Source organism: Amycolatopsis sp. NPDC051045 (assembly GCF_040682955.1).
Taxonomy (GTDB): Bacteria; Actinomycetota; Actinomycetes; order Mycobacteriales; family Pseudonocardiaceae; genus Amycolatopsis.
Map to the genome: position 1 here is coordinate 36889 of NZ_JBFBCC010000025.1, position 26641 is coordinate 63529.

The following is a 26641-nucleotide window of genomic DNA, read 5'->3' on the forward strand; positions in this document are numbered from 1 at the left end:
GAGGTGTATAGAGTTGCGCCCATGCCCGCCGATGCCTTCGAGGCCAGCCCCCAGGAGCTGGTCGTGACGTTGCTGGGCAGCTACGTGCACCCGCGCGAGACCCGCCGGGTGTGGTCGGGCGGCCTGGTCGCGGTGCTCGCCGAACTAGGCTTCTCCGACGGCGCCGCCCGGATCGCGCTCACCCGCCTGGTGCGCCGCGGCCTGCTGCAGCGCCACCGCGAAGGCCGCACAGTGCACTACTCGCTGACCCGGCGCACCATCGCGCTGCTCGCCGACGGCGACCACCGGATCTTCTCCCTCGGCCGCCGGGAGCGCGCCGCGAGCGAGTGGACCGTGCTGTGGCAGAGCATCCCCGAGAGCCGTCGCCAGGCCAGGGAACGCCTGGTCAGGCGATTGCGCTTCCTCGGGTTCGGGCCCTACTCCGACGGCACCTGGATCGCCCCGCACGACCGCGAGGCCGAGGTCGTCGCGCTCCTCGGCGAACTGGACGTCACCGAGCACGCCGGGCTGCTGCTCGGCCGTCCGTCGGCCGCGCTGGACGTCCGCCGGTTCGCCGGCCGGGCCTGGGACCTCGACGACCTGGCCGCGCGGTACGCCGCGTTCGTCGGCCAGTTCGGCGGGTACGCGGGACGCGAGCCCCCCGACGCCGAAGCGTTCGAGGTGCGCACCCGGCTGGTGCACACCTTCCGCATGTTCCCCTCGCTCGACCCCGAACTGCCCGCCGACCTGGTGCCCGCCCCGGACCGCCGGGCGGCGGCCGTCGAGCTGTTCCACGACCTGTACACCGCGCTCGCGAAACCCGCGCAGCGCCACTTCGACGAGGTGACCCGAGGATGACCGAACCCAGCCAAGCGACCCGAGAAGCCTTGAGCTACACCTCGTACCTGGGACTGGACGATGTGCTGAACGCCCAGCGCCTGCGTTCGGACGAGCACGACGAGCTGCTGTTCATCGTGATCCACCAGGTGTACGAACTGTGGTTCAAGCAGATGCTGCACGAAGCCGCGTTCCTCCAGTCGAACCTGGAAAAGGGGAACACCGCGCATTCGATCCGCACGCTGCGCCGGATCCTCACGATCCTCAAGGTCGCGGTCGCGCAGATCGACGTGCTGGAAACCATGACGCCCAGCCAGTTCACCAGTTTCCGCACCCGTTTGGACGCTTCGAGCGGCTTCCAGTCGGCCCAGTTCCGCGAGCTGGAAGCGGTGCTCGGGCGGCGCGACGAGCGGGTGTTCGCGCACTACCCCGAGGACGGCGAGCAGCGGAAACGCATTGCCGGGGCAATGGCGCGCCCGTCGTTGTTCGACTCTTTCCTCACGTACCTCAAGGTTTCTGGCTACGCGGTCGAGTGTGACCGAGACGTCACTCGACCGGTGGAGCCGTCCCCGGCCCTGCAGGCGATATTGCTGGACGTGTACAGCGACGACGGGGGACCCTCGGTCGTCGCGGAGTGTCTGGTCGATCTCGACGAAGGGATGCAGGAGTGGCGCTACCGGCACGTGAAGATGGTCGAACGCACCATCGGCGACAAGACCGGGACGGGAGGATCATCCGGCGCGACTTACCTGCGTACCACGCTCTTCCAGCCGATGTTCCCGGATCTCTGGGCCGTACGGAGCCGACTGTGACCACTTTGGACGACCTGCGCGCGGACGAAAACGCCCTCGCCGCGCACTACTCCCGGTTCGCGGTGGCCGATCGCCTGCTGCTGTCCGGGCATTCGCACCAGGCCTGGCCGGACGTGGCGGAAGAGGGGCTGCTGGAGTCGTTCGCCGACGCCGCTCGGGACGTCGACGGGAAGTGGGAGCGCGCCTTCGCGAAGGCGGACGAGCTGCGCGCGGGCTTCCGCCTGCTGCTCGGCGACCCGCACGGCGAGTACGCGCTCGGCGCGAGCACGCACGACCTGGTGCTGCGCTTCCTGTCGGCGATGGAGCTGCCGCGGAGACCGCGCCTGGTCACCACCGACGGCGAGTTCCACACCCTGCGCCGTCAGTTCGCCCGCCTCGAAGAGGAGGGCGTCGAGATCGTGCGGGTCCCGCTGGACCCGGTGACGACGCTCGCCGAACGCGTCGCCGGCGAGGTCGACGGCAACACCGCCGCGGTGCTGGTGTCGGCCGTGCTGTTCGAGACGTCGAGGCTCGTGCCGGGCCTCGCGCACCTCGCCGACGTCTGCCGCGACCGCTCGATCGAGCTCGTCGTCGACGCCTACCACGCGGTCGGGGTGGTGCCGTTCGCGCTGCACGACCTCGGGCTCACCAACGCGTGGGTGCTCGGTGGCGGCTACAAGTACCTGCAGCTGGGCGAGGGCAACTGCTTCCTGCGCCTGCCGGCGCACGCGCAGGAACTGCGGCCGGTGATCACCGGCTGGTACGCCGAGTTCGGCGCGCTCGCCGATGAGCGCCACCCCGGCCGGGTGCCCTACGCCATCGGCGGCGACCGGTTCGCCGGCGCCACCTACGACCCGGCGAGCCACTACCGCGGGGTCCGGGTCCAGCGGTTCTTCGCCGAACACGGGCTCACGCCGGGGTTCCTCCGCGAGGTGTCGCAGCACCAGGTGGGCTTGCTCGCTTCGGTGTTCGACAAGCTCGGGTTGCCCGGCGACGTCGTCACCCGCGACCGCGAGACGCCGCTCGGGATGCTCGGCGGGTTCCTTTCGCTGCGCTGCGCCGACGCCGCGGGGCTGCAGGCGGCGCTGGCCGCCCACGGCGTCCGCACCGACAGCCGGGGCTCCCATCTGCGCTTCGGCCCGGCGCCGTACCTCTCCGACACCCAGCTCGAGACGGCGATGGGCACGCTCGCCGCGGTGGTGCGCGGCTGATCGGGGTCCCCTATGGACCCCCTCAATGCCGGGCTACCGGTCCGTATCGCGGGACCTGCACTGGTTCGGCGGACGGCGGGGATCTAGGTTGGTGCCGGGACCCGGCACAGCGGCGGACGACCTCCGCCCGACACCGGTTCCCGGCCACCCGAAGCGCGTCCCGGCCACGAACCGGGCGCGGGAGACAAAGGAGTCACCACCGTGACCGACGGAGTGTTCGCCCGGGGTACCGGGCACGAACAAGTCGTGTACTGCCACGACGAGGCCAGTGGCCTCAAGGCCATCATCGGCATCCACTCCACCGCGCTCGGACCCGCCTTGGGCGGGACGCGCTTCCACCCCTACACCACCGAATCCGACGCGCTCGACGACGTGCTCGCGCTGTCCAAGGGCATGGCTTACAAGAACGCGCTGGCCGGGCTCGACCTCGGCGGCGGCAAGGCCGTCATCATCGGCGACCCGAAGACGCTCAAGTCCGAAGCGCTCCTGCGCGCGTACGGGCGCTTCGTGCAGTCCCTGGGCGGCCGCTACATCACGGCGTGCGACGTCGGCACGTACGTGCAGGACATGGACGTCGTGGCCCGTGAGTGCCAGTACGTCACCGGCCGCTCGCCCGAGGACGGCGGCGCCGGTGACTCCTCCGTGCTCACCGCGTTCGGTGTCTTCCAGGGCATGCGGGCCTCGGCCGAGCACGTCTGGGGCCGCCCGGAGCTGGCGGGGAAGCGCGTCGGCGTGGCCGGCGTCGGCAAGGTCGGCCACATCCTCGTCGGGCACCTCGTGGCGGCCGGCGCGCAGGTCACCATCACCGACGTCTCCGCGCCCGCGATCTCGCGCACGCTCGAGAGCTACCCGTCCGTGCAGGTCGCGTCCGATGTGGACACCCTGCTGCGCGCCGAGCTCGACGTCTTCGCGCCCTGTGCCCTGGGTGGCGTCTTGAACGACGCGACCGTGCCGGTGCTCGGCGCGCGGATCGTCTGCGGCGCGGCCAACAACCAGCTCGCGCACGCCGGCATCGACAAGCAGCTGGCCGACCGCGGCATCCTGTACGCGCCGGACTACCTGGTGAACGCCGGGGGCGTGATCCAGGTCGACGACGAGCGCCACGGCTTCGATTTCGACCGCGCGAAGCGCAAGACGACAGCCATCTACGACACGACGAAGGCCGTGTTCGCGCTGGCCGAGACCGACGGCGTGCCCCCGGCGACGGCGGCCGACCGGCTCGCGGAGCGGCGGATGGCGGAGGTCGGGCGGCTGCGGTCCATCATGACCGGGTGAGTCCCGAAGAAATCTTCGCGGCGGCGGGCGTGCGGGGCTTCCTGCACGCCCGCCGCCTCGGTTCCTCGTCGTCCGTCGGTTTCGGCGCCGACTCGCCCGTGGTCCTGGCTTCGGTGGCGAAGGTGCCGCTGGCGCTGGAATTCGCGCGGCAGGTGGCGGCCGGGCTGCTCGACCCGGCCGACCGGGTGCGGGCGTCCGCGGCGGACCGCCTCGGCGGCAGCGGTTCGGCGGGCTTCGCCGACGACGTCGAATACAGCCTGCGGGACGCGGCACTGCTGGCCCTTTCGGTGTCCGACAACACGGCCGCGGACCTGCTGTTCGACCGCGTCGGCGTGGACAACGTCCGGTCGCTGCTGGCCGAGCTGGGCCTGACGCGCACGACGGTGATCGGCGCGCCGCGGGACGTCCTGCGCACGATCATCGAGGACACCGAGGCCGGCCGGCCGCTGCGGGCGCTGGATCCCCTGCGGACCACGGCGAGCACGCCACGCGAGATGACGGCGTTGCTGGCGGCGATCTGGGCCGATGACGTGGGTGCGCCGGTCCGCGAATGGATGTCCGCGCAGGTCAGCTGGCACCGGCTGACCGCGGGGTTCGGACCGGAGGTGGCGGTGGCGGGCAAGACGGGCACGATGCCGGGGATCCGCAACGAAATCGGCGTCGCGACCTACCCGGACGGAACCGCTTATGCCGTCGCGGTGTTCACGACCGGCGGGGCGGAGACGCTGCGGCGCCCGGACATCGACCGCGCGATCGGCGATGCCGCGCGGGCGGCGGTCGATCAGCTGCGGTCGTAGAAGACGTCCCACGGCCGGGCCGCACCCGGGTCCGGGGGCACGATCCGTGACACGCCGTCGTTTCCGAGCACTCCGGCGGCGGCTTCCGCCAGCTGCGCGGCCTGCGGGTGCGGGCTCGTCGAGGGCCAGGCGAACGCCATTCGCGCCCGCAGCACCTCGCCTTCGAGGGGGCGCCACACCACGCGCGGTTCCTTGCGCGCGCCCGGCTCGAACGCCACGCCGTGCCCGGCCAGCACCAGGCCCAGTGCGAACTCCGGGTTGCGGGCGTGCCGGACCGCGGCCGGGCGGAAGCCGTGGTCCCAGCAGGTGCGCAGCAGGGCGTCGTAGCTGCCGGGCGCGGCGGCGCGCGGCGCGTGGACCAGACCTTCCCCGGCCAGGTCGGCGAGGGTCAGCTGGGCGCGGCGGGCCAGCGGTGAGTCGCGGGGGAGCACCACGCCCAGCGGGGTGTCGACGACCGGGCCGAGTTCGAGCCCGACGACGTCCACCGGCAGCTGCAGCAGCCCGGCGTCGAGTTCGCGGTCGGCGAGCAGCCGGGCCTGCTCGGCGGTGGTCAGCTCCTGCAGGTCCAGCCGGACGGCCGGGCACTGCTCGGCGAAGCTGGTCAAGATCGCGGCCAGCACCCGGCCGGGCAGTTCCGGAGGCACGCCAGCGCGCAGGCTGTCCATCTCCCCGCGCTCGGCTTTCGCGACGAGCGCCGTCATGCGGTCCCAGCGGGAGAGCAGGTCGCGTGCTTCGGCGCGCAGCACTTCGCCGGCTTCGGTGAGCGTGACGCGGCGCCCGCGCTCGAACAGCTTCGCGCCCAGCTCGGCTTCGAGCCGTTTGACGCGCTGGCTCAACGGCGGCTGCGCGATCCCGAGCCGCTCGGCGGCCCGGCCGAAGTGCAGTTCTTCGGCGACGACGAGGAAGTACCGCAGCGAACGGAGGTGGTCCACGCTGCGACGATAGCCGTTCCCCTATCGACATGCCCCCGGATCGATCTTGGACAGCGACGCGTGGCTCGTGGTCAGGTGTCCGGTATGGACACAGGATTCAGCAGGCGCGGGCTGTTCGGGGCGGGCGCAGCGGCCGCGGCCATCCTGGCGGGCGCGCCGGCCACGGCCCGGGCGGCCTCGGGAATGACGTTGCGCTGGTGGGGAAACAACGGCTGGGAGATCCGCGTCGGGACGAAGACGATCCTCATCGACCCGTGGCTGACCCGGTTCAAGACGGGGACGTACACGCCGGCGGGCGCGGACCCCCGCACCCCGCTCTCGGTGAACCGCGCGCTGATCGACGGCTACCTCGACCGCGGGTTCCTGCACGCGGACCACATCCTGGTGACGCACGGCCACTACGACCACCTCACGGACGTCCCGTACCTGGCCAAACGCACGGGAGCGACGGTGCTCGGCACCGAGACCCATTTGAGTCTCATGGCGGCGTTGGGTGCCCCGGAGGACCAGCTCGCGATCGCGACCGGCGGCGAGGACCTGACGTTCGACGGCTACTCGATCCGGGTGTTGCGCTCCCTGCATTCGGCGACGGGCACCCGGGCCCAGGTGGCGTTCCCGGGTTCGCGGCCACTGTCCCGCCGCGACCGGCCGCGGGTGATCTCGGACCTGCTCGAAGGCGGCACGCTGGCGTATGCCGTGTCCGGCGGCGGCGCGAGCGTGCTGAACTTCGGCGGCTCGAACTACATCGAGTCCGAGCTGGCGGGGTTGCGCCCGGACGTGGTGCTGCTGCCGGCGGGCGGCGCGAAGGTGAGGGACTACGTGCCACGCCTGCTGCGCACACTGGGAAACCCCCGTTGTGTGGCGGCGACGCATTGGGACGACTTCGACCTGCCGCTGGGTCAGGCGCACGACCCCAACGGCGGGTTGGACAAGCTGCGCGCGGCGGTCGCCGCGGCGAGTCCGGGAAGCGAGTTCGTGGTGCTGGATCACCTCGGCGAGTTCACACCGTAGCCGTTTGTCCACAGCCTCGCCGTGATGGGGAAAGGTCAGTCGCGAGAAGGCTTTCCGGGCGGTTTCGTCAGTGGGGGGCGATAGACTGGACCTGGGGACGCCCCCCGGGACGGGTGGGGGCCGCCGCGGATCGCCGCCACCACGAGCAGCACCCCCGCGGCGACCGCGACCAGCAGGTAGGCGTTGCCGATGATCGCCTGCCCGGCGGTCCAGGTCCGCTCCCGGCCCTGACCGCCGGGTACCACCGCCACCGTCCAGCCGGTGAACAGCGCCGCCAGGAGCAGCGCGGACCACCGGCGGCCGCCGGCGAGCAGGTACCCGAGCGCGGGCACGATCCACACCCAGTGGTGCGTCCACGAAATCGGGCTCACCAGCAGCGCGCACCCGGCGGTGACCAGCAGCGCGCCGCGGTCGTCGCCCTCCCGGTGCCGCCACCGGACGACGACCGCGGCGCCCGCCACCACCAGCGCCGCGAACGCGAGCGGCCAGACCTCACCGGGCGCCGTCCGAGCGGCGAACCCCGCCCACGACTGGTTCCCCACCCAGCCCTTCATCTGGGCGAAGTGGTCGTTGACCAGCGCCGACGTCCAGTACCGGGCCGAATCGGCCGGCAGCAGCACGGCGCCCAGCCCGGTGGCCGCGGCGAAGGTGCCGAGAGCGCGGAACGCGTCCGCCCGGCGGCCGGTGAGCAGCAGGTGCCCGACGAAGATCAACGGCACCAGCTTGATCGCCGCCGCGAGACCGATGAGGACGCCGCCGGTGGAGCCGCGCCGGCGCAGCACGTCGACGACCACGAGCGCCATCAGGACCAGGTTGAGCTGGCCCAGCCCGACGCTCTGCCACACCGGCTGCAGGCCGAACGCGGCGAGCAGCGGCACGGCGCCCGGTGCGTACGGGCGCAGGGCCAGGACCAGCGCGGGTGCCGCGGTCATCGCGACCAGGCCCCAGCACCACTGCACGGGCAACGCGGCGAACGGCGTGAACAGCAGCGCCGCGAACGGCGGGTAGGTGAACGGCAGCTCCGGCGCCCAGCCGGGCAGCGCCGACAGGTGCCCGTAGAGCGGTTCCCCGCGGAGCACGGCGATGCCACCGGCGCGGTACACCGCGGAGTCGACGCCGAGCGGACGGCCGAGCGACCACCACGCCACCGCGACGAGCGCCAAGACCGCGGTCACGGTCGACATCACGGTCCTGGTGCGCCCGATCCCCATGGCCGCCACGATGGTCGACGGCGGGCGCCCGGTCGTCGTGCCCGGGTGCCGTCTTCCGGTGGTACCCGGGTAGGGCCGCGGGCGCCGCGTGCTACCCCGGTATCACCGGCCGGGCACCACGATGCCCGCTTCGTAGGCGGCCACGACCGCCTGCGCCCGGTCACGGGCGCCGAGCTTGGCGAACACCCGGCTGACGTGGGTTTTCGCGGTCTGTTCGGCGATCACCAGCGTCTCGGCGATCTCCGTGTTGGACAGGCCCTTCGCGACCAGGCGGAGCACCTCGGTCTCGCGCTCGGTCAGGTCCGCGATCCCGGCCCGCCCCCGGGAACCGGGCTCGGCGGCCAGGCCGCGGACGGCGAACTCGCCGATGAGCCTGCGGGTGACCGACGGGGCGAACAGGGCGTTGCCCGCGGCGACCACGCGCACCGCGACGACCAGGTCGTCCAGCGGCGCGTCCTTGAGGAGGAAACCGCTGGCCCCCGCACGCAGCGCGCCGTAGACGTACTCGTCGATGTCGAACGTCGTCAGCATCAGCACGCGGACGCCCCCACCCGCGCCGAGGATGCGGCGAGTGGCTTCCAAGCCGTCCACGCCCGGCATCCGGACGTCCATCAGCACGACGTCCGGGGAAAGTTCCGCGCAGCGCGTCACCGCTTCGGCGCCGTCCGCGGCCTCGCCGGCGACCCGGATGTCGTCCTGCGCGTCGAGAACGGCGCGGAAACTCTGCCGGACCATGGTCTGGTCGTCGGCGATGAGCACGGAAATCACACGTTCTCCTCGTGGTCCAGCGGCAGGTCCGCGGTGACCTCGAACCCGCCGTCGGCCGTCGGTCCGGCCACCAGCCTGCCACCGAGCATCGCGGCCCGCTCCCGCATGCCGAGCAGTCCGTGCCCGGGTGGTCCCGGCGGCCCGGGACCGCCCGGGGCGTTGCGCACCGCCGCGTGCACGGAACCGGCGCCGACCCGCAGGTCCACGTCGATCGCCGCCCCGGGCGCGTGCCGGACCGCGTTGCTCAGCGCCTCCTGCACGATCCGGTAGGCGGACAGCGCGACGCCCGCGGGCAGCGCGTCGAAGTCACCGTCCACCCGCACCGTGCAGGCGGCGCCGAGGGCACGCACCCGCTCCGCCAGCTCGGCCACCCGGGTGACGTCCGGCTGCGGCGCGAGCGGTCCGGCGGTGCTGTCGGTCCGCAGCACGCCGAGCAGCCGGCGCATCTCGACCATGCCTTCCCGTGCCGTCCCGGTCAGTTCGGCGAACTCGGCACGCAGGTCGTCCGGCAGGCCGGGGAAGCGGTAAGGCGCGGAGCCGGTGCGCAGCGCGAGCACGGACATGTGGTGGGCGACCACGTCGTGCAGCTCACGGGCGATGCGCGCGCGTTCCTCGAGGACTGCGGCCCTGGTCTCCTCCGCCGCCCGCCTTCGCTGCTGTTCGGCGCTCTCCTGTTCGGCGACCCGCCGCTGACGCACCGCGTTGCCCCCGAGCAGCAGCGCGCTCATCAGGACCACGAGCAGGGCCAGGTCGCGCCAGTCCTCGACCCAGACGCCCATCGCGGCGGCCGAGACCACGCCGGCCACGACCAGAACGGCCTGCCCGTGGCCCGCCGCGAGCAGGAACCAGACCAGCGCGGCCGTCAGCGCCAGACCCGGTGACCACGGCCAGCCCCACAACCGCGGCAGGCCCGGGTACGCGGGCGGAGTGGCCACGATCAGCACGACCAGCAGCCGCCAGGCCCACAACGGCGAACGGACGGCGACGAACGCGGGCACCGCGGTCGCCGCGGCGAGGGCGAACGCGAGCGGGCCGGCCAGTTCCCGCGGTGCCGTCTGCACCGCCACGAACGCGCTCCAGAGCCCGGTGCCGGCCACGGCGACGGTCCGCAACCGCTCCACAGCGGCCGACCGGGCCCGCACCTCGGGCCGGACCCCGGTGCCGAGGACGTACCGCGTGACCCGCCACAGCTCGCCCCACCGCACCCGACCGGCCATCGGCCCACCCTAGGACGTCGTTCCCGCGCCGGGTGCGCCGAAGGCCACCACGAACGCACGTTCGTGGTGGCCTCCGGAAGCTCTCCGCAGCCGGCGGAGCGTCAGCCGCTCTTGCGGCGGAACGTCCGCTTGTTCGCCGCCGGGCCGTGGGCGTGCTGATTCTTGCCGCCCGCGTTCTCGTGGGCGGCGCCCGACCGGGCGTGGGCCTGCTTGCGCTCCAGTGCTTCGCGGAACTTGCGCTTGACGTCGTCCTCCTCGCCGCTGGGCGACGGATCCGGTTCACTCATGCTTACCTCCGAAAATGACGACGTGTGACCGCCCCAGCCTGGCATCGGCCGGGGCGCTTGGCGAGTCGATTTGGTCACGTCGTCAGCGTTTGGGGGACGGCACGCCGCCGAACTGCACCGACTTGCGGGTCAGCGGGCGGCCGCAGTGGTCGCACAGCAGCATCGGGCGCAGCCGTTCGCCGCATTCGACGTGGTGCAGGGTGATGTCCGGCTCCTGGCCGGCCACCTCGAAGCCGCGCGACCACTCGGCGATGAACGCCAGCCCCGGGAAGAACGCCAGGCCCTTCGCCGTCAGCCGGTAATCACGGGCGTCGGTGCGGGTCGCCGCCGTGCCCGTGCGCAGGACGCCGACCTCGACGAGCTTGCTCAGCCGGCCCGACAGCACGCTCGGCCCGATGCCGAGCTCGCGCTCGAATTCCGAGAAGTGCCGGCAGCCGAGCAGTGCCGAGACCAGCAGGCCGGTCGACCACCGGTCGCCGAGCAGCTCCATGGTGTCGGGGAAGAACATCAGCGGGTCGCCGGCGAGGGATTCGGCGTCCTTGCGGCGGAAGCGCTTGGACGCCGTCGCGGCAGCGACGCCGGTGGTGTCGAGCCGTTCCGCGCGGACGTCGCGCGCGTCGACCCGGCGGCTGCAGGCGGCGCAGCCGAGGGGCGCTGATGTAGCCAGCTCGCAGTCGAGGTGGATCAGCGTCGGCAGCACCTCGCGGCGGCCTTCGACCCACTCGCGCTCCCACGCCCAGATCGAGATGAGCAGCGGCCACAGTTCGAGGCCGCGCTCGGTCAGCCGGTACTCGTGCCGCGTGCGGCGCGCGTCCCGGTACGGCACCCGGGTGAGCATGCCCGCGTCCACCATGTCCCGCAGCCGTCCCGACAACGCCGTCGGCGAGATGCCCAGCCGCAGCCGCAGCTCCTCGTAGCGCCGGAAGCGCAGGAACAGGCTCTGCAGGATGAGCAGCGTCCACTGGTCGCCGACGAGTTCGAGCGCTCTCCGGAGCGGATCACCCGCCGGGCGGACGCGGTGTGATTGCCGGGGCTCCACCCCGGGCCGGGGGCTCCGCCACCCGGAACCCCCGGAAGACGGGTGTGCAGGCGCTTCGGTCACGCTACTTCCCCCTCGTTGCTCCCGGCCTCAGCGTACCTGACTACACCAAAAGAAGCCTATTGACACCTGGGTACACAAATCATAGTCTCTTCTCCATCAGCTCGCGCAGTGAGGCCCACAGCCAGGGAGCAGCCCGATGACCAGCACTTCCGAACAGCCGCTGATGGTGGCCCGGACGGCGGACACCGGCGAGGCCAACCCCTACCTGCTCGGCGTGTACGCCCCGGTCGGCACCGAGATCGACGCGGAAGACCTGCAGGTCATCGGCGAAATCCCGAAGGACCTCAACGGCGTCTACCTGCGCAACGGCCCGAACCCGCGGTTCGCTCCGGAGGGGCGCCACCACTGGTTCGACGGCGACGGCATGATCCACGCGGTCCACCTGGAGAACGGCCGGGTCCGCTACCGCAACCGCTGGATCCGCACCAAGGCCTTCGAAGCCGAGTCCGCGGCGGGCCAGGCGCTCTGGACCGGCGTCATGGAGAACCCGAAGGACAACCCGTTCGGCAACGCCCACGGTTTGGGGCTCAAGGACAACGCCAACACCGACGTGGTCTTCCACCGCGGCCGGATCCTCGCCACCTGGTACCTGTGCGGCTCGCCGTACGCGGTGGACCCGCTTTCGCTGGAGACGCTGGGTGCGGAGGACTTCCTCGGCACGCTGGCCGGCGACATGATGGCGCACCCCAAGGTGGACGAGGCCACCGGCGAGCTGTTCTGGTTCGACTACGGGCCGCGCCCGCCGTACCTGCGCTACGGCGTGATCGGTGCGGACGGCCGGGCCGTGACCACCACCGACATCGAGCTGCCGGGCCCGCGCCTGCCGCACGACATGGCCATCACCGAGCACTACGCGGTGCTGATGGACCTGCCGCTGGTCCAGGACCTGGCGGCGGCGAAGCAGGGCCGTCACAAGCTGCACTTCGACCGCTCGATGCCGAGCCGCTTCGGGGTACTGCCACGCTACGGAAACGGTAGCCAGGTTCGGTGGTTCGAAGCGAGCCCGTGCTACATCTACCACGTCGTCAACGCGTGGGAGGCCGGTGACGAGGTCGTCCTCGACGTCTGCCGCGTGCAACGCCCGCAGCCTCGTGCCGACGCGCACACCCCGCTCGCGAAGATGCTGTCCTACCTGCGGCTGGACGCGTCGCTGCACCGCTACCGCTTCGACCTGCGGACCGGCGCGTGCCGCGAAACCCCGCTCGACGACGACAACACCGAGTTCCCGACCGTCGACGCCCGCGGCGTCGGCCGGCGGAACCGGTACTCCTACACGGTGCACATCTCGCCCGAGTCGACGCTGAAGTTCGACGGGCTGGTGCGCCACGACAATCTTGCCGGCGTCAAGACCGAATACCGGTTCGGTCCCGGCCGGTGGGGCAGTGAGGCTCCGTTCGCACCCCGCGAAGGAGCACCCGTCGATTCGACGAACGGGTATCTGGTGACGTTTGTCCAGGACGAGCGTGAGGGACGCTCGGAACTGGACGTCTTCGACGCCGCCGACCTCGCTGCCGGACCCGTGGCCAGGGTCCTGCTTCCCCAGCGTGTCCCGCTCGGATTCCACGCGACCTGGGTCCGGGCGGACCAGCTGGACAACCTCCGCACCTGACGCGCCGTCGAGAGGGTCGCGCCCGGGATCGCCGGGCGCGGGGATGGTGCACCGCGGAGACGATCGGCCGGCTCGAGGAGAGCGGGTGGGCGCCCACCCGGAGGGTCTCGCGCCGGCCGATCGAAACAACGACACCGCACCGGTCGGACGCGCGACCGGAGTGCGGTGCACCCGGAGACGGTTCCCGGGCACGTGGTCTGCTCGCCGGAGGGGTGCGAGCAGACGGCGTGGCCGGTCGTCACCCCGTAGGGTGTCCTGCCGGGCACCGGGGTGCCACCGCATCCGGATACGGCGAGCACCCGCTCGCCGGGGCGGCCTTGGGCTGGATGCCGGTTCGTCGTCTTCCGGGGACGGCGGACCGGCTCGTTCCTTGAACTACGGGAGGGCGCGCGTGAGGCTTTCGGTGTCGCTGGGGTTCTGGCAGGACCGGCCGCCGGAGGAAGCGCTGGACACCGCCCGCGCCGCCGAGGCCGCGGGCTACCCGGAGCTGTGGATCGGCGAAATGGCGACGTGGGACGCCTTCGCGCTCGGTACGGCGATCGGCGCGGTCACATCGCGGATCTCCCTGACTTTCGGGCCTCTCGCGGTGACCGTGCGGGACCCGGCGACGATCGCCATGGGCGTCGCGTCGGTGGCGGCGCTGACCGGCCGCGCGACCGGCGTCGCGCTCGGGACCTCCAGTGACGTCGTGGTGCGCGGCTGGCACGGCCGGTCCCGCGACCGTGCGGCCACGGCCTTGGCGGAGTCCGCACGCGCGGTCCGGCAGCTGCTGGCCGGCGAGAAGTCGGCTGTGGACGGAAAGGTGGTCGGCTCGCGGGGCTACCGGCTGCGGCTGCCCGCCCCGGAGTCGCCCTTGACGATCGCCGCGTTCGGGCCGCGCGCGCTCGACGTCGCCGCGCGGCACGCCGACCGGATGGTCGTCAACCTCGTCAGCCCGGCGGCCGCGGCGACGCTGGTGCGCGGGCTCCGCGCCGCCGCCGAACGCGCCGGAACCACGCCGCCGCCGGTGGCCGCGTGGGTGGTCGCCGCGGCCGACCCGCCGGCGTCGGCGCTCGAGCAGCTCCGCCGGGGCGTGGTCGGTTACCTCGCCGCGCCCGGCTACGCGGACATGTTCCGCGCGGAGGGTTTCGGCGACCTGATCGACTTCGCGCGCACCCGGCCACACCCGCGCGAACTCCTGGCCGCCGTGCCCGCCGAAGCCATCGCCGCGGTCGGGCTGTTCGGGTCCCGCACCGAGATCGCGGCGAAGATCGGCGACTACGCCGCCGCCGGGATCGACGAGCTGGCGATCGTCCCGGCCACGAGCGACGAGGATCCCGCCGGGGCGAAAACCCTGGCCGCATGTCGATCCGCGGCCGTCCCGTTCGACGCGCCGGTATGACCGAGCCGAGCAAAACCCGCAGCCTCGACCGATCCGGGTCCGCGGCACTGCCGTGGAGCAGGGCGCGCGAGCTCCTCGCCACCCAGACCCCCAAGGAAGACCTGACGTTCTTCGTCGGGACCGTCCGCCCCGACGGACGGCCGCACGCCGCCGGCGTGGGCGCCATCTGGGTGGACGACGCCCTGTACTTCGTGAGCGGGCCGGGCACGCGCCGGGCCCGCAACCTCGCGGCGAACCCGGCGTGCAGCGTGTCGGTGCGGCTGCGCGGCCTCGACGTCACGATGGAAGGAGAGGCCCGCCGGGTCACCGATCCCGCGGCCCTGGAACGGGTGGCCGCCGTCTACCGCGAGGGCGGCTGGCCCGCGACGGTGGTGGACGGCGGGTTCACCGCCCCGTTCATGGCGGCGAGCGCCGGGCCGTCGCCCTGGCACCTGTACCGGCTCACGCTGCACCGGGCCGTCGGCGTCGCCACCGCCGAGCCCCACGGCGCCGCCCGCTGGGACTTCAGCCGCTGATCGCCGCGGCGACCAGCCCGCCGATGGCGGCCATGCCGTCGGCGTTCGGGTGCATCGGCGCGGCGACCGACGTCGGGAGCACGCCCTCGAACCACTTCACGCCGGGCAGCTTGCAGACGTCGTGCCCGATCGAGGCCGTCCGGACGTCGACGTAGTGCGCGTCGTGCGCCGCGGCTTGCCGGGCGAGGGCGGCGTTGGTCTTGTCGATGCTGCCCTGGATGTAGTTCGCGTCGCGCGGGGTCAGCGGCGCGATCGGCCAGCACCCGTTGTGCGGCAGGTAGGTGCCGTAACCGGCCACGTAGACCGCGGCGTTCGGCGCGTGCGTGTGGATCGCCTCCAGCAGCTCACCCCACACCGGCTCGAACGCGGCGATCTTCTCGGCGAGCTGGTCGTGCCCGCCCGCGGTGTACCGGTCGACGCAGTCCGGGTTGATGCCGGGCAGGAGGTTGATGCAGCTCGTCGCCGCGCCGACCAGGCCGACGTCGTTGCCGCCGATCGTCACGGTCACCGTGCGGGTCCGCTCGCTCAACGCGTTCAGCTGCGGCGGCACCGCGCCGGACGACGTCTGCTGCGGAGCGGTCATGTCCGCGGTCGTCGCGCCGGAGCACGTGACATCGGTCAGCGGCACGCCGAGTTCCTTCGTGGCGACGTGCGGGTAGTCGAGCAGCGACCGGAGGCAGCCGGGGGAGGAGAGGTCGGGCGGCAGGATCAGCGGCCCGGCCGCCGCCGAATCCCCGAGCGCCACGTACTCCCCGGTGGTGCTCGCCGCCGCTGGGCCCGCCGCCGCGCTCGCCAGCGCGGTGACCATGATCGCGATGAACGCCGTCGTCCTCACTCGCACGCCGTCCTCCTTGACGTTGTGCCGGCTGCTGGTCTCCGTGACACCATCGGCACCCGGCGTGGCCGGATTGACTGGGAATCCGGGCAGAGAACGAGGGGATCGGTTGTGACGGAGCACAAGCGCGGCGGGGACCTCACCCTCGGAGGGCAGCGCGTGCACGAGCGGCTCACCCGGGAGGAGCCCGAACTGATCGCCCGGGTGCTCGCGCGCATCCAGGCCGAAGTCGCGGCCTACCGGCGGCTGCCGGTGGAGGAACTGGCCGGCGACATCGCGGGCATCACCCGGCAGGCGGTGCGGGCGTTCGCGCGCAGCCTGCGCGAGGACCGCGAGCTCAACGCGGCCGAGCTGCGGCAGGTCGGCGCGTCCGCGGTCCGCCGGGCGGAAGAAGGCTTCCCGCTGGAGGCCGTGCTGACCGCCTACCACGTCGGCGCGCGGGAGATCTTCGCCGTCGGTGCCGCCGAGGCGGGCAGCGCGGACGTGGCCGACCTGCTCGACGTGGCCGACCGGGTGCTGGCGTTCGTCGGCACCGTCACCGGCGCGGTCACCCGCGGCTACCTGGAGGAGCTGCGCACGAAGGTCGGGCAGGAGCACACCGCGCGCCGGACGCTGCTGTCGGTGCTCGTCGACGGCGGCCCGGTCGACGTCGTCGCCCGCAGCGCCGGGATCACCCTGCCGGCGCGGTACCTCGTGCTGAGCGTCGAGCTCGGGCCGCACGCCGACGAGGAGTCGCCGGGCGTGGACGCCCAGATCGCCGTCCGCCGCAAGCTCCGGCGGTTCCTCGCGGCGTTCGAACACGCCTGCGGCGACGGGGTGCTGGCGTCCCTGGACGGCCCGGGCGGGCTCGTCCTGCTCCCGCTGATCGGCCGGTTGTCCTCGGTGCCGGAATGGCAGGCGCTGGCCGACGCCGCCGGTCGTGCGGCGGGCGTGACCGTGCTGGCGGCGGCGGAGACGGCGGCGCCAGCGGAGGTCCGCGTGGTGGCGGGCCGGACCGGCGAGGTGCTGGACGTGCTGCGCTGGTTCGGCCGCCCGCCGGGGCTGTACCGCCTCGACGACGTCCTGGTGGAGTACCAGCTGACCCGCCCCGGCGCGGCCCGCGACCGCCTCGCGGCGGCGCTCGACCCGCTGGAGGCGCACCCCGAGCTCGTCGAGACGCTGGACGCGTACCTGGCCCTGGACACGAACCGCCGCCGGACGGCGGCCCAGCTCCACGTCCACCCCAACACGGTCGACTACCGCCTCCGCAGGATCCGCGACCTGACGGGCATCGACCCGCTCCACCCGGCCGGCCTGCCCCGCATCATCGCGGCTTCCGCCGCCCGCCGGGCGGTGCTCGCCCGCGGCTGACGTGTCGTCCCCCCAGGTACGCGTGTCGTCCACCCAGGTACGCGTGTCGTCCCTTCGAGCACGCGAGTCGACCTCCCGATCACGGGACCCCGGAGGACCCGGCCGGCGAAGTCGCGTACCTGGACGGACGACACGCGTACCTGGACGGACGACACGCGTACCGGGATGGACGACACGGCGGCGCGGGCGAGGAGTCCGGTGGCCAGGGCCGAGGGCGAGGACCAGTCCGGCGAGGGCGAGGGGGAACCGCATGAGCCAGGACACATTCCCCACACCCGGCGCCGGGATCTTTACGCTTACTTACTTCGCGCGGTCACGCCTGCGATCGCGTCGGCGAGCTCCGGCCAGACCGCGCGGGGCAGGTTGTGGCCCATGCCCGGGATCACGACCAGCTCCGCACCGGGGATCGCCTCCGCCGTCGCCTTGCCGCCGCTGACGTTGATCAGCGGGTCGGCGTCGCCGTGGACGACCAGGGCCGGCAGCCGTACGTCGTGCAGCCGGGAGGTGCGGTCGCCGGACGCGACCACCGCCGCCGCGTGGCGCAGCGTGCCCACCGGGTGGCGCGCGCGGTCGTAGTGCAGGGCCGCCTTGGCCAGCAGGAACGCCTCGTCGTCCGGGTAGCCGGGGGAGCCGAGCCGCCGGTACCCCGCGACGCTGTCGGCGATGGCCTGCTCGCGGGTGTTCGCCGGCGGCCGGGTCAGCATCGCCAGCGCCCACGGCTCGGCCCGGCCGACCGCCGGGTCGCCGGTGGTCGACATGATCGACGTGACCGACAGCAGCCGGTCCGGGTGGTCGATGGCCAGCTGCTGCACGATCATCCCGCCCATCGACGCGCCCACGACGTGCGCCTGCGCGATGCCGAGCGCGTTGAACAGGCCGACGGCGTCGTCGGCCATGTCCGCCAGCGTGTACGGCGCGGTCGTCAGGTCGCCGGCGGCGAGCGCGGCCATGTCCGGCGGGGGCAGGTGGTCGAGCCAGGTGGAGAGCCCGACGTCCCGGTTGTCGTAACGCACGACGAAGAACCCGCGGCCGGCGAGCAGCTCGCAGAAACCGTCCTCCCAGGTGATCATCTGGGCGCCGAGGCCCATCACCAGGACCAGCGGCGGGGCCACCGGATCGCCGAATGTGTCGTACTCGAGTTCGAGACCGTTGGCCTGTGCGCGTGCCATACCCCGATCCTGCCGTACCCGCGCGGAGCTGGCACCGGCCCGGGCGGTGCGGTTACCGTTACCCCCCATGCCGACCTCATCCTCGGGCACGGGACAGCGCCCCCGGTCGCGGGCCGCGGCGGGACTGCCGGCGCTGACGGCCGACTCCATCGTCAGCGCGGCCACGGCCCTCACCGCCCAGCGCGGCCTGGACAACTGGACGCTGCGGGAGCTCGCCCGTGCGGTCGAGGCCTACCCGGCGGTGATCTACCACCACGTCGGCGACCGGGACGCGGTGGTGAACGCCGTCGTCGACCGGGTGGTCGGGCTGCTGGAGCTGCCGGACGAGCGGCTGCCGTGGCAGGAGTGGTTCACCGAGCTGCTGGACGGCCTGCGTGCGGTGCTGCGGACCTACCCGGGTTGCGCGCGGCGGCTGGCGCTGTTCGGCCCGTCCGTCCAGGCGGCCACGCGCACCATCGACGCGGGCATCGGCGTGCTGCTGGCCGCCGGGTTCGGCCGCGAGAGCGTGCTGGCCTACAACCTGCTGGTGATGACCGCGTGCCAGTTCGTCGCGATGGAGGACGACCGCGACGGTGCGCTCGCGCTGCGGCTGGACAACACCGAGGCGTACGCCGCCTACCGTCGGCGTGACGACCTGCCGGGGATGGCCGAGCTGGGCGCGGCGATGCACGACCTGATGGGTGACCCGGACCTCGCCTCGAGCTACTACGCGCAGCTCTACGACTACGCCGTCCGGCGGTGTCTCGACGGGCTCGCGCACCGGCTGGACGAACTTCACAATTCGGACGGCGCCGGGTTGACAGCGACTTGACAGCGCTTCCGCGTACCGTGGGCGTGCGTCGGTGGTCCGCCATCGACCCGGAGCCCCTGGCGCCCTCCTCCCCCTCGTGGCGCCGGGGGCTTCGGTCTACTCCCGACCGGCGGTGCGCGGCGGCTTCGCCTGGATGGCCGGGAAGATGTCGCCGACCAGCGTCACCAGCGACTTCGCCAGCAGCAGGTGCACCTGCTCGCGGGTCAGCGACCGGCGCACGAGCCATTCCCGGCCCGCCGACTTGACCATCCCGCCGAACGCGCGCACGAGCGCGTTGAGCTCGGGCCCGTGTTCGCTCTGCCGGGACAGCCCGACGGCCTCCAGCACGCGGTCGGCGGATTCGCGGTCGGCTTCTTCGAGGATGCGCTCCACCTCGAGGTCGCGGCCGATGCCTTCGGGCGCGATCGCGGCCAGCCACATCCGCTCCTGGCTGGTGACCATGTCGAGGAACCACTCGATGGCGACGTCGGCCCGCAGTTCCAGCGGCCCGTCGGGGAGGATTTCGACGGCCAGCCGCGGCACGGTCAGCGCGCGGCGGATGATTTCCAGGTACAGCTCGCGTTTCGTGCCGAAGTAGTGGTTGATCAGCCCCCGCGCGACGCCAGCCGCCGCGGCTATGTCCGAAGTGGACACTGCGGAATACGGGCGCTCACCGAAGAGCCGCGCCGCACAGGTGTAGATCTGTTCCTTCCGTTCGTCCGGTTCCAGTCTTCGCCATCTCGGCGCCGGCTCGGTGTTCATCCGCCCATCGTCGCACGCGCCGTTGCGCCGGGCAGGTCAGTGCGCACGATGCCGGATGCGCTGCCACCCCGATCCCACGATCGGGGCACGGTCAGTCCGGCAGCGTGATCGGCGCGATGTCCGCGAAGCCGTCACCCGGGCCCGGGTTCGCCGGATCGGTTTCCCCGCCGAAGTGGTGCAGCACGCCCCACACCGCGTTCAGCGCCGTCTGCACCGCGCCTTCGGCCCAGCCCGCCGTCCACGAGATGTCGTCACCCGCCAGGAACAGGCCCCGGTACCGCGACGGCAGTTCGTCCTGCACGAAGTGCGTGAACAGCCGGTGCTGGTAGCGGTAGTGCCCGGGCAGGTTCGCCTTGAACGCGCCCATGAAGTGCGGTTCGGCTTCCCACGACACGGTCACCGGGTCGCCGGTGATGTGCCGCCGGACGTCGACGCCGGGGTAGATCTCCCGCAGCGACTGCAGCATCACCTCGACCCGCTCGCCCACCGTCAGCGGCAGCCACTTCAGCGAGTCGTCCGCCCACGTGTAGGACAGGCAGATCACCGCGGGGGAGTCCGGGTCGTCGCCGAGCAGGTAGGTGCCGCGCGGCATCCGGTCGGTGAGGGTCATGCTCATCGCGTCGCGGCCGGTCGCCGGGTCGCGGTCCAGCCAGAACGGCCGGTCGACCGGCACGAACACCTTCGACGACGCCATGTAGTGCGTGCGCTCGATCGCCGTCCAGTGGTCGATCGGGAACAGCGCTTCGTCGCACTCGATGTTCGACAGCAGCATCCAGCTCTGCGCGGTGAACACCGCCGCCGGGAACGTCTTGATGTGCCCGGAGGTGTCGGTCACGGTGATGTTGCCGGGCGCGGTGCGGTGCAGCCGCGCGACGCCCGGTTGCGGCCGTCCGCCGTGCAGCGTGCTCAGGCTCGTGCCCGCCGGCCAGAAAACGAGGTCTTCCGGGGCGTGCTCCCACAACCGCAGCGGGAGCTGCCTGCTGCCGCCGACGATGCTGCGGTGCTCGTCGTCGGCCCCGGTGTAGACGACCCGCAGGATCTCCAGGATGGAGTTCGGGAAGTCGGTGTCCCAGCCGCCCGTGCCGAAGCCGACCTGGCCGAAGATCTCGCGGTGGCGGAAGGAGGCGAACGCGGGGGAGTCGCAGAGGAACCCGTAGAAGGTCTGGTTGTCCAGCCGCGGGACGAGGTCGTTCCACAGCCGTTTGATCGTCTTCGCGTCCCGGTCCCGGATCGCGGTCTGCATCTCGGCGAAGGAGGCGTGCTCGGCCAGCGTCCGGTCCCAGGCCTCGGCGACTTCGCGGAAGACGGCGGGCAGGTCTTCGGGGGTGCGCGCGTAGTGGCTCTGCCCCTTCATGTCGACGACGGTGCTCGGCGTGCCCGGCGCCAGCGGGTTCGGGAACGGCGTCGTGGTGAGCCCGGCCTTGTCGATGTAGTGGAACAGCGCGGTCGACGCGGGCGGGAAGCGCATCGCGCCCATTTCGGCGACGACGTCGTCCGGGCAGCCGGGGAACCGGACCGTGCGCAGCCGGCCGCCGAGCTCGGCGATTTCGTACACCACCGGCCGCAGGCCCAGTTTCATCAGCTCGTACGCGGTGACGATGCCGGAGAGACCGCCGCCGATCACGGCCACCTCGGTGCCGTGCCGGTGGGCGGGCACCGAGCCCAGCCCGGCGGGGTGGGCGAGGTAGTCGTCGTAGGCGAACGGTAAGTCCGGGCCGAACATCGTGATCGGGCGGCCCGCCGGTTCGTCGTGGTGGAGCGCGGTCGGAACGGCGGAGGTCATGCGGTGGTTCCCCGGTACAGTTCGGGCCGTCGGTCGGCCAGGTGGGTGTTTTCCCGACGGGACGCGGCCAGCGCGTCCCGCGTGACGTCGGCGGCGATCACCTCGGGCCCGGCGCCGGCGCGGGCGAGCACCTCGCCGGTCGGGGCCACGACGCAGGACCGCCCGCAGTAGGTCAGCTCCCGCTCGGTGTCGCAGCGGTTCGCGTAGGCGACGAACAGCTGGCTTTCGTAGGCCCGCGCGGGTACGAGCGTGTCGGCGACGATCTCGTACGGGCTCATCAGCGCGGTCGGCACGACCAGGAGCTCGGTGCCCGCGAGCGCGTGCGCGCGGACCAGCTCCGGGAACTCGACGTCGTAGCAGATCAGCAGCCCGACCCGGACACCGCCGAGGTCCGCCTGCACCACCGGCTCGTCGCCGGGGGTGAACCACGCCTTGTCGAGCTCGCCGAACAGGTGCGTCTTGCGGTAGTTCGCCAGCCGCCGCCCGGTGGCGTCGACGAGCTGGACGCTGTTGTGGACGCGCTCGCCGTCGGCTTCCGGGTAGCCGTAGGCCAGCGCGACACCGGTTTCCCGCGCCAGCGCCGACATCCGGGCCGCGGTGGGTCCGTCGGCCGGCTCGGCGAGCTCGTGCGTGCGCGCGCCGATGTGGTAGCCGGTGGTGCCCATCTCCGCCGTGACGACGAGGTCGGCGCGGGTTCCGGCCGCAACCCGCGCGAGGTCGGCGAAGGGCCCCTGGTGGACGGCGATCCTCATGCCAGCCTCGACTTCCGGATCCCGTAGCCGAAGTAGAGCAGCAGGCCCAAGGCCATCCACGCGCCGAAGACCACCCAGGTCGCGCCGTCGAGGCTCAGCATCAGGTACGCGCAGCAGAGCACGCCCAGGATCGGCGTGACCGGCGAGAACGGCACGCGGAACGAGCGGGCGGCGGCCGGCTGCCGCCGCCGCAGCAGCAGGACCGCGACGTTGACCAGCCCGAACGCGAACAGCGTGCCGATGCTGGTGGCGTCGGCCAGCTTCCCCAGCGGGATGAAGGCGGCCAGTACCGCGACGAAGCCGGAGACGACGAGGGTGTTGATTCGGGGCGAGCCGGTCTTCGCGTCCACCCGGGACAAGGCGGCGGGGACCAGGCCGTCGCGCGACATCGCGAACAGGATGCGGGTCTGTCCGTAGAGGACGGTCAGCACGACGCTGGCGATCGCCACGAGCGCGCCGACGGCGAGCAGCCCGGCCCAGAACGGGTTGTCCGAAACGGCGTCGAGCACGTGCGACAGCGCGGCCTCCTGGCCGTCGAACCGCTGCCACGGCAGCGCGCCGACGGCGGCCACGGCGACCAGGCAGTACAGCACGGTGACGATGCCGAGCGAGAGCAGGATCGCCCGCGGCAGGTCCCGCTGCGGGTTCTTCGCCTCCTCACCGGCGGTCGACGCCGCGTCGAAGCCGATGTAGGAGAAGAACAGCTTGGCGCCGCCGGCGCTCAGCCCGGCCAGTCCGAGCGGCAGGAACGGCGTGAAGTTCTTCGCCTGCACCGCGCCGAAGGCGATCACGCAGAACAGCACCAGCGTCGCGATCTTGACCGCGACCATGATCGCGTTGGCCCGCGCGCTTTCCTTCGTGCCGGACAGCAGCAGGACCATCGCGAGGACCACGACGAGGATGGCGGGCATGTTGACGACGCCACCCGAGCCCGGCGGCCCGCTCAGCGCGTCCGGGATCGCGAAGCCGAAAGCCAGTCGCAGCAGTTCGTTGAGGTACTGGCCCCAGCCGACGGCCACCGACGCCACCGAGACGCCGTATTCGAGGACCAGGCACCAGCCGCAGACCCAGGCGACCAGCTCGCCGAGCGTGGCGTACGCGTAGGAGTACGACGAGCCCGACAGCGGGATCATCCCCGCGAGCTCGGCGTAGGACAGGGCCGAGAACAACGCGGTGACCCCGGCGAGCACGAAGGAGAGCACCACCGCCGGGCCGGCCACCGGGACGGCTTCGCCGAGCACGACGAAGATGCCGCTGCCCAGCGTGGCCCCGATGCTGAGCATGGTGAGCTGCCCGAGGCCGAGCGACCGCTGCAACGTGCCATGATCACCTTCGGCGACCAGGTCGGCGACCGGTTTCCGCCGCACCGCCGCGGCTCGCAAAGTCATGCCGACGACGGTATCGGCCGTCCCCGGCCCGCAAAACACGAGAACATTGCACGTAAAGATGAATCACAGGTGATTCATTGCACAGCGTGGTCGGATCCCGGCGAATCGTTCCGAGGCCTCAGTCACGCCGGAGCGGCCGGTTGGTCGGCGGGCAGGAGGAGGGTGAACGTCGGCGGGTCGGGGCGGCTCAGCCGCAGCCGGCCGCCTTCGGCTTCGGCGAGGCTGCGGGCGAGCCGCAGGCCGATCCCGTGGCCGCTCGGCGCGGTCGCGAACGGGTCCCTCTCGCCCAGGTCGGGGCCCTCGTCGGCGACGTCGATGGCGAGCGCGTCGCCGGCGTCGCGGGCCAGCACCGTGACCGTGCCGCGCCCGTGCGTCACGGCGTTGTCCAGCAGCACGCCGAGGACCTGCCGGACCGCCGCGGCCGCCACGTGCGCCGGCGGCGGGTCCTCCCGGCGGATCCGCAGCATCCGCCCCCGCGGCCCGAGCAGGGCTTCGCCGGCCTGCCGGAGCTCGTCGAGGACGGCGTCGAGGTCGAGCTCCGCGCGGGGCGCCCGCCGTTCCCGGCCCAGCGCCAGCAGGTCGTCGATGGTCCGTTCCAGCCGGTCGGCGGACGCGATGCCGGCGCGGATCGCCGCGTACGGGTCCGCGGACGGCGTTTCCACCGCGGCTTCGAGCTGCAGGCGCAGCCCGGTCAGCGGGGTCCGCAGCTGGTGCGACGCCTCGGCGGAGAACGCGCGCTCGCGCTCCAGTGTCTCGCCGATCCGGGCCGCGGTGGCGCCCAGTGCCTCGCCGACCCGGTCGATCTCGGCGATCCCGGCCCGCGGGCCGCGGGCGGTGAAGTCACCGTCCCCGAGCCGCTCGGCCGCGGCGGCGAGCTCTTCCAGCGGCCGCACCAGCCGGATGGTGGACCGCCGGGCCATCAGCCAGCTCACCCCGGTCGCCGCGACCGCGAGCCCGGCCATGCCGACCCAGGTCAGCAGGATCCGCAGCCGCAGCTGACCCAGCGGCAGCGCGGCGCGGACCACGCCGGTCAACCGGGAGCCGCTGACCACCGGCACCGCCAGCGCCATTTCGTCGTCTTCGCGGCCGATGACGACGTCCGCCGTGGCCTTCGCCGCCTGCCGCTCGACCGGGCCGGCGACGGCGGGGCCGCGTCCGGCGAGCAGCCGCCCGTCCGGGGCGTAGATCCCGACCTCGCCGTCGGCTTCGTCGTCCTCCTCGTCGAGGGCCGGCAAGGTCGGCGTCCGCCCGGCGTTCAGGTCTTCCGACACGGCGAGCGCGGTGGCGTCCGCGGCTCGTTCCAGATCGCTCTTGGTGTCGTCGTGGTAGTACTGCCACACCGCGAAGCCCAGCGGCAGCGCGAAGAGCACGGTCGAGACCAGAGCGGCCAGTACCGTCAGCGAAATGATCCGGCGGCGCACGGCTACCCCTCGGCGACGGTACGGGCGGGGTCTTCCAGCCGGTAGCCGTGCCCGCGCAGGGTGGCGATCCGCGGCACGTCGGCGTCGGGTCCCGCCGCGGCCGCGAGCTTGCGGCGCACCGCCGCGATGTGCACGTCCAGCGTCTTCGTCGAGCCGTACCAGTGCGCGTCCCAGACCTCGGACATCAGGGTGTCGCGGCTGACCGCGACGCCGGGCTGCTCGGCGAGCCGGGCCAGCAGGTCGAACTCCTTGGCGCGCAGCACCACCTCGCGCCCGCCGAGGGTGGCGCGGCGGCCGGCGATGTCGACGGTCAGCTCGCCGATCGTCACCGGGGGCCGGGCCGTGGCCGGCGTGCCTCGCCGCAGGTGCGCCCGCACCCTGGCCAGCAGCTCGCCCAGCCGGATCGGCTTGGTGAGGTAGTCGTCGGCCCCGGCGTCGAGGCCGACGACGACGTCCATCTCCTCCTGCCGCGCGGTGAGGATGACCAGCACGGCGGCGGGCAGCGCGGCCCGCAGCCGGCGGCAGACCTCGACGCCGTCGAGGTCGGGCAGGCCCAGATCGAGCAGCACGAGGTCGAAGTCATCGGCTTCGGCGGCCTGCAGGGCGGTCCGCCCGTCGCGGCGCCAGCACACGTGGTGACCGTGCAGCCGCAGGGTCGATTCGAGCACGCTGCCGATCGCCGCGTCGTCTTCCACTACCAGCAGGTCGGGCATGCCGGGCAGCCTAACCAACGGGCCGGCGGAAGCCGGATGATTGTGGCCTATTCCGTTCGCGTCCCGAGCCCGATCCGCGATATCCGCCGTGAGGCGCCGGTGACGGCATCGGTCAACGCAGCGATCTCCGCGGTCCCGAACCGGCTGGTGGGTCCGGTGATCGCCAGCGCGGCCAGCACCCGTCCGTCGCCGTCGTGCACCGGGGCGGCGACGCTCGACGCGCCCGTCTCCGGCTCGCCGTGGCCGACCGCGGCGTCCGCGGCCGCGCCGGTGAGGACCCGGCCGGCGGCACCGCACCCGAGCGGCAGCTCGTCACCCACCCGGCCCACGTACCGGATGGCCCGGGAGCCCTCCTGCCGGGCCACGCAGACCAGCGCGGTGGTGCTGCGCACGTACAGGTGCACCGTCTCGCCGCAGTCCCGCGCCAGCTCGCGCAGCACTTGCCGGACCGGCTCGGGCAGTTGCCACGCCGTGTTCGCCAGCTGCGCCCAGCGCAGCATCCCCGGCCCCACGGTGATGCGCCCGTCGGGCCGCGTCCAGAGCACGCCGCGTTGCTCACAGGTGGCGACGAGCCGCAGCACGGTCGTCTTCGCGAGGCCGCTGGCCGCGGTGAGGTCCTTGACCGCCCAGGTCCGGCGGTGTTCGGTGAAGAGGGCGAGCAGGTCGAACGCGCGCAGGACGCTCCGGACCGTTCCGTCGTCTTCCGCCGTCATCGAGCGACCCCCCCGTCCGCCTGATGGCCACAGCGTATCGGC

At 72.8% G+C, this 26641-nt stretch carries 26 protein-coding genes; 11 read left to right on the forward strand and 15 right to left on the reverse strand.

Features of this window, described 5'->3' with window-relative positions; translation table 11 throughout:
* The first annotated feature begins 21 nt into the window (after nucleotides 1-21).
* The 5 genes from AB0M80_RS37425 to AB0M80_RS37445 all read left to right on the forward strand — a co-directional run bounded on the left by AB0M80_RS37425 (nucleotide 22) and on the right by AB0M80_RS37445 (nucleotide 4890).
* Nucleotides 22-837 (forward strand): PaaX family transcriptional regulator C-terminal domain-containing protein, encoded by an 816-nt coding sequence (locus AB0M80_RS37425; RefSeq protein ID WP_364574414.1) that lies wholly within the window; start codon nucleotides 22-24, stop codon nucleotides 835-837.
* A complete protein-coding gene (locus tag AB0M80_RS37430) occupies nucleotides 834-1628 on the forward strand; it encodes a tryptophan 2,3-dioxygenase family protein (protein ID WP_364574416.1) in 795 nt (264 codons plus the stop codon). The genes AB0M80_RS37425 and AB0M80_RS37430 overlap by 4 nt, the downstream gene beginning before the upstream one ends.
* Nucleotides 1625-2818: a kynureninase gene (locus AB0M80_RS37435; RefSeq protein WP_364574418.1), complete on the forward strand. Its 1194-nt coding sequence runs from the start codon at nucleotides 1625-1627 to the stop codon at nucleotides 2816-2818. Before AB0M80_RS37430 ends, AB0M80_RS37435 begins: the two co-directional genes overlap by 4 nt.
* A 201-nt stretch (nucleotides 2819-3019) precedes the next feature.
* Nucleotides 3020-4093, forward strand: coding sequence for a Glu/Leu/Phe/Val dehydrogenase dimerization domain-containing protein (locus tag AB0M80_RS37440; protein WP_364574420.1), 1074 nt, complete (start codon nucleotides 3020-3022; stop codon nucleotides 4091-4093).
* Complete coding sequence (locus AB0M80_RS37445; protein ID WP_364574422.1) at nucleotides 4090-4890, forward strand: serine hydrolase; 801 nt, start codon at nucleotides 4090-4092, stop codon at nucleotides 4888-4890. The genes AB0M80_RS37440 and AB0M80_RS37445 overlap by 4 nt, the downstream gene beginning before the upstream one ends.
* Here AB0M80_RS37445 and AB0M80_RS37450 read toward each other — a convergent pair.
* Entirely contained in the window at nucleotides 4875-5822 is a 948-nt protein-coding gene (locus AB0M80_RS37450) for a LysR substrate-binding domain-containing protein (protein ID WP_364574424.1), read from the reverse strand. The genes AB0M80_RS37445 and AB0M80_RS37450 overlap by 16 nt on opposite strands.
* Nucleotides 5823-5906: 84 nt before the next feature.
* Here AB0M80_RS37450 and AB0M80_RS37455 point away from each other — a divergent pair, with 84 nt between their 5' ends.
* Complete coding sequence (locus AB0M80_RS37455) at nucleotides 5907-6833, forward strand: MBL fold metallo-hydrolase (protein WP_364574426.1); 927 nt, start codon at nucleotides 5907-5909, stop codon at nucleotides 6831-6833.
* A gap of 35 nt (nucleotides 6834-6868) precedes the next feature.
* Here AB0M80_RS37455 and AB0M80_RS37460 read toward each other — a convergent pair whose 3' ends face one another.
* The 5 genes from AB0M80_RS37460 to AB0M80_RS37480 form a co-directional block, all read right to left on the reverse strand.
* The gene (locus AB0M80_RS37460; RefSeq protein WP_364574428.1) at nucleotides 6869-8044 is read right to left on the reverse strand and encodes a glycosyltransferase 87 family protein; all 1176 of its coding nucleotides are present in this window, start codon (nucleotides 8042-8044) and stop codon (nucleotides 6869-6871) included.
* Nucleotides 8045-8146: 102 nt separating this feature from the next.
* Nucleotides 8147-8812: a response regulator transcription factor gene (locus AB0M80_RS37465; protein ID WP_364574430.1), complete on the reverse strand. Its 666-nt coding sequence runs from the start codon at nucleotides 8810-8812 to the stop codon at nucleotides 8147-8149.
* Nucleotides 8809-10029, reverse strand: a complete 1221-nt coding sequence (locus AB0M80_RS37470; protein ID WP_364574432.1) for a histidine kinase — start codon at nucleotides 10027-10029, stop codon at nucleotides 8809-8811. Before AB0M80_RS37470 ends, AB0M80_RS37465 begins: the two co-directional genes overlap by 4 nt.
* A gap of 101 nt (nucleotides 10030-10130) precedes the next feature.
* Entirely contained in the window at nucleotides 10131-10316 is a 186-nt protein-coding gene (locus tag AB0M80_RS37475; RefSeq protein ID WP_308674135.1) for a DUF5302 domain-containing protein, read from the reverse strand.
* A gap of 82 nt (nucleotides 10317-10398) precedes the next feature.
* Complete coding sequence (locus tag AB0M80_RS37480; protein ID WP_364574434.1) at nucleotides 10399-11355, reverse strand: winged helix-turn-helix transcriptional regulator; 957 nt, start codon at nucleotides 11353-11355, stop codon at nucleotides 10399-10401.
* Between the two features lie 199 nt (nucleotides 11356-11554).
* Between AB0M80_RS37480 and AB0M80_RS37485 the strand changes: the two genes are divergently transcribed.
* The 3 genes from AB0M80_RS37485 (at nucleotide 11555) to AB0M80_RS37495 (ending at nucleotide 14923) form a co-directional block, all read left to right on the forward strand.
* Entirely contained in the window at nucleotides 11555-13027 is a 1473-nt protein-coding gene (locus AB0M80_RS37485) for a carotenoid oxygenase family protein (protein WP_364574436.1), read from the forward strand.
* 391 nt (nucleotides 13028-13418) lie between these two features.
* Entirely contained in the window at nucleotides 13419-14408 is a 990-nt protein-coding gene (locus AB0M80_RS37490; RefSeq protein ID WP_364574439.1) for an LLM class F420-dependent oxidoreductase, read from the forward strand.
* Nucleotides 14405-14923: a pyridoxamine 5'-phosphate oxidase family protein gene (locus AB0M80_RS37495; protein ID WP_364574441.1), complete on the forward strand. Its 519-nt coding sequence runs from the start codon at nucleotides 14405-14407 to the stop codon at nucleotides 14921-14923. The genes AB0M80_RS37490 and AB0M80_RS37495 overlap by 4 nt, the downstream gene beginning before the upstream one ends.
* Here the strand turns inward: AB0M80_RS37495 and AB0M80_RS37500 are convergent.
* Nucleotides 14913-15758 (reverse strand): SGNH/GDSL hydrolase family protein, encoded by an 846-nt coding sequence (locus AB0M80_RS37500; protein WP_364574521.1) that lies wholly within the window; start codon nucleotides 15756-15758, stop codon nucleotides 14913-14915. The genes AB0M80_RS37495 and AB0M80_RS37500 overlap by 11 nt on opposite strands.
* A gap of 111 nt (nucleotides 15759-15869) precedes the next feature.
* On the opposite strand from AB0M80_RS37500, the gene AB0M80_RS37505 reads away from it, so the two are divergent.
* Nucleotides 15870-17108: a helix-turn-helix domain-containing protein gene (locus tag AB0M80_RS37505; protein ID WP_364574443.1), complete on the forward strand. Its 1239-nt coding sequence runs from the start codon at nucleotides 15870-15872 to the stop codon at nucleotides 17106-17108.
* 296 nt (nucleotides 17109-17404) lie between these two features.
* Here AB0M80_RS37505 and AB0M80_RS37510 read toward each other — a convergent pair whose 3' ends face one another.
* Entirely contained in the window at nucleotides 17405-18277 is an 873-nt protein-coding gene (locus AB0M80_RS37510; protein WP_364574444.1) for an alpha/beta hydrolase, read from the reverse strand.
* 67 nt (nucleotides 18278-18344) lie between these two features.
* On the opposite strand from AB0M80_RS37510, the gene AB0M80_RS37515 reads away from it, so the two are divergent.
* The gene (locus AB0M80_RS37515) at nucleotides 18345-19088 is read left to right on the forward strand and encodes a TetR family transcriptional regulator (protein WP_364574446.1); all 744 of its coding nucleotides are present in this window, start codon (nucleotides 18345-18347) and stop codon (nucleotides 19086-19088) included.
* A 96-nt stretch (nucleotides 19089-19184) separates the two neighbouring features.
* Here the strand turns inward: AB0M80_RS37515 and AB0M80_RS37520 are convergent, their stop codons facing one another.
* From AB0M80_RS37520 to AB0M80_RS37550, 7 genes are all read right to left on the reverse strand, one after another.
* Complete coding sequence (locus AB0M80_RS37520) at nucleotides 19185-19829, reverse strand: TetR/AcrR family transcriptional regulator (protein WP_364574448.1); 645 nt, start codon at nucleotides 19827-19829, stop codon at nucleotides 19185-19187.
* Nucleotides 19830-19920: 91 nt separating this feature from the next.
* Nucleotides 19921-21612: an NAD(P)/FAD-dependent oxidoreductase gene (locus tag AB0M80_RS37525; protein ID WP_364574450.1), complete on the reverse strand. Its 1692-nt coding sequence runs from the start codon at nucleotides 21610-21612 to the stop codon at nucleotides 19921-19923.
* Nucleotides 21609-22364 carry a carbon-nitrogen hydrolase family protein gene (locus AB0M80_RS37530; protein ID WP_364574452.1) on the reverse strand — a complete coding sequence of 252 codons (756 nt, stop codon included), beginning with the start codon at nucleotides 22362-22364 and terminating at the stop codon, nucleotides 21609-21611. Before AB0M80_RS37530 ends, AB0M80_RS37525 begins: the two co-directional genes overlap by 4 nt.
* Nucleotides 22361-23752 carry an amino acid permease gene (locus AB0M80_RS37535; protein ID WP_364574454.1) on the reverse strand — a complete coding sequence of 464 codons (1392 nt, stop codon included), beginning with the start codon at nucleotides 23750-23752 and terminating at the stop codon, nucleotides 22361-22363. Before AB0M80_RS37535 ends, AB0M80_RS37530 begins: the two co-directional genes overlap by 4 nt.
* A gap of 122 nt (nucleotides 23753-23874) precedes the next feature.
* The gene (locus AB0M80_RS37540; RefSeq protein ID WP_364574456.1) at nucleotides 23875-25173 is read right to left on the reverse strand and encodes a HAMP domain-containing sensor histidine kinase; all 1299 of its coding nucleotides are present in this window, start codon (nucleotides 25171-25173) and stop codon (nucleotides 23875-23877) included.
* A 2-nt stretch (nucleotides 25174-25175) separates the two neighbouring features.
* Nucleotides 25176-25886: a response regulator transcription factor gene (locus tag AB0M80_RS37545; RefSeq protein WP_364574458.1), complete on the reverse strand. Its 711-nt coding sequence runs from the start codon at nucleotides 25884-25886 to the stop codon at nucleotides 25176-25178.
* Between the two features lie 47 nt (nucleotides 25887-25933).
* Nucleotides 25934-26599 (reverse strand): IclR family transcriptional regulator, encoded by a 666-nt coding sequence (locus AB0M80_RS37550; RefSeq protein WP_364574460.1) that lies wholly within the window; start codon nucleotides 26597-26599, stop codon nucleotides 25934-25936.
* Nucleotides 26600-26641 lie beyond the last annotated feature (42 nt).

What these genes read in the sequence shown, in the direction of transcription:
- AB0M80_RS37460 (WP_364574428.1), bottom strand. Translation starts at nt 8,044, where the DNA reads ATGGGGATCGGGCGCACCAGGACCGTGATGTCGACCGTGACCGCGGTC.
- AB0M80_RS37475 (WP_308674135.1), bottom strand. Translation starts at nt 10,316, where the DNA reads ATGAGTGAACCGGATCCGTCGCCCAGCGGCGAGGAGGACGACGTCAAG.
- AB0M80_RS37550 (WP_364574460.1), bottom strand. Translation starts at nt 26,599, where the DNA reads ATGACGGCGGAAGACGACGGAACGGTCCGGAGCGTCCTGCGCGCGTTC.
- AB0M80_RS37525 (WP_364574450.1), bottom strand. Translation starts at nt 21,612, where the DNA reads ATGACCTCCGCCGTTCCGACCGCGCTCCACCACGACGAACCGGCGGGC.
- AB0M80_RS37530 (WP_364574452.1), bottom strand. Translation starts at nt 22,364, where the DNA reads ATGAGGATCGCCGTCCACCAGGGGCCCTTCGCCGACCTCGCGCGGGTT.
- AB0M80_RS37430 (WP_364574416.1), top strand. Translation starts at nt 834, where the DNA reads ATGACCGAACCCAGCCAAGCGACCCGAGAAGCCTTGAGCTACACCTCG.
- AB0M80_RS37455 (WP_364574426.1), top strand. Translation starts at nt 5,907, where the DNA reads ATGGACACAGGATTCAGCAGGCGCGGGCTGTTCGGGGCGGGCGCAGCG.
- AB0M80_RS37485 (WP_364574436.1), top strand. Translation starts at nt 11,555, where the DNA reads ATGACCAGCACTTCCGAACAGCCGCTGATGGTGGCCCGGACGGCGGAC.
- AB0M80_RS37545 (WP_364574458.1), bottom strand. Translation starts at nt 25,886, where the DNA reads ATGCCCGACCTGCTGGTAGTGGAAGACGACGCGGCGATCGGCAGCGTG.
- AB0M80_RS37425 (WP_364574414.1), top strand. Translation starts at nt 22, where the DNA reads ATGCCCGCCGATGCCTTCGAGGCCAGCCCCCAGGAGCTGGTCGTGACG.
- AB0M80_RS37470 (WP_364574432.1), bottom strand. Translation starts at nt 10,029, where the DNA reads ATGGCCGGTCGGGTGCGGTGGGGCGAGCTGTGGCGGGTCACGCGGTAC.
- AB0M80_RS37515 (WP_364574446.1), top strand. Translation starts at nt 18,345, where the DNA reads ATGCCGACCTCATCCTCGGGCACGGGACAGCGCCCCCGGTCGCGGGCC.
- AB0M80_RS37510 (WP_364574444.1), bottom strand. Translation starts at nt 18,277, where the DNA reads ATGGCACGCGCACAGGCCAACGGTCTCGAACTCGAGTACGACACATTC.
- AB0M80_RS37535 (WP_364574454.1), bottom strand. Translation starts at nt 23,752, where the DNA reads ATGACTTTGCGAGCCGCGGCGGTGCGGCGGAAACCGGTCGCCGACCTG.
- AB0M80_RS37495 (WP_364574441.1), top strand. Translation starts at nt 14,405, where the DNA reads ATGACCGAGCCGAGCAAAACCCGCAGCCTCGACCGATCCGGGTCCGCG.
- AB0M80_RS37520 (WP_364574448.1), bottom strand. Translation starts at nt 19,829, where the DNA reads ATGAACACCGAGCCGGCGCCGAGATGGCGAAGACTGGAACCGGACGAA.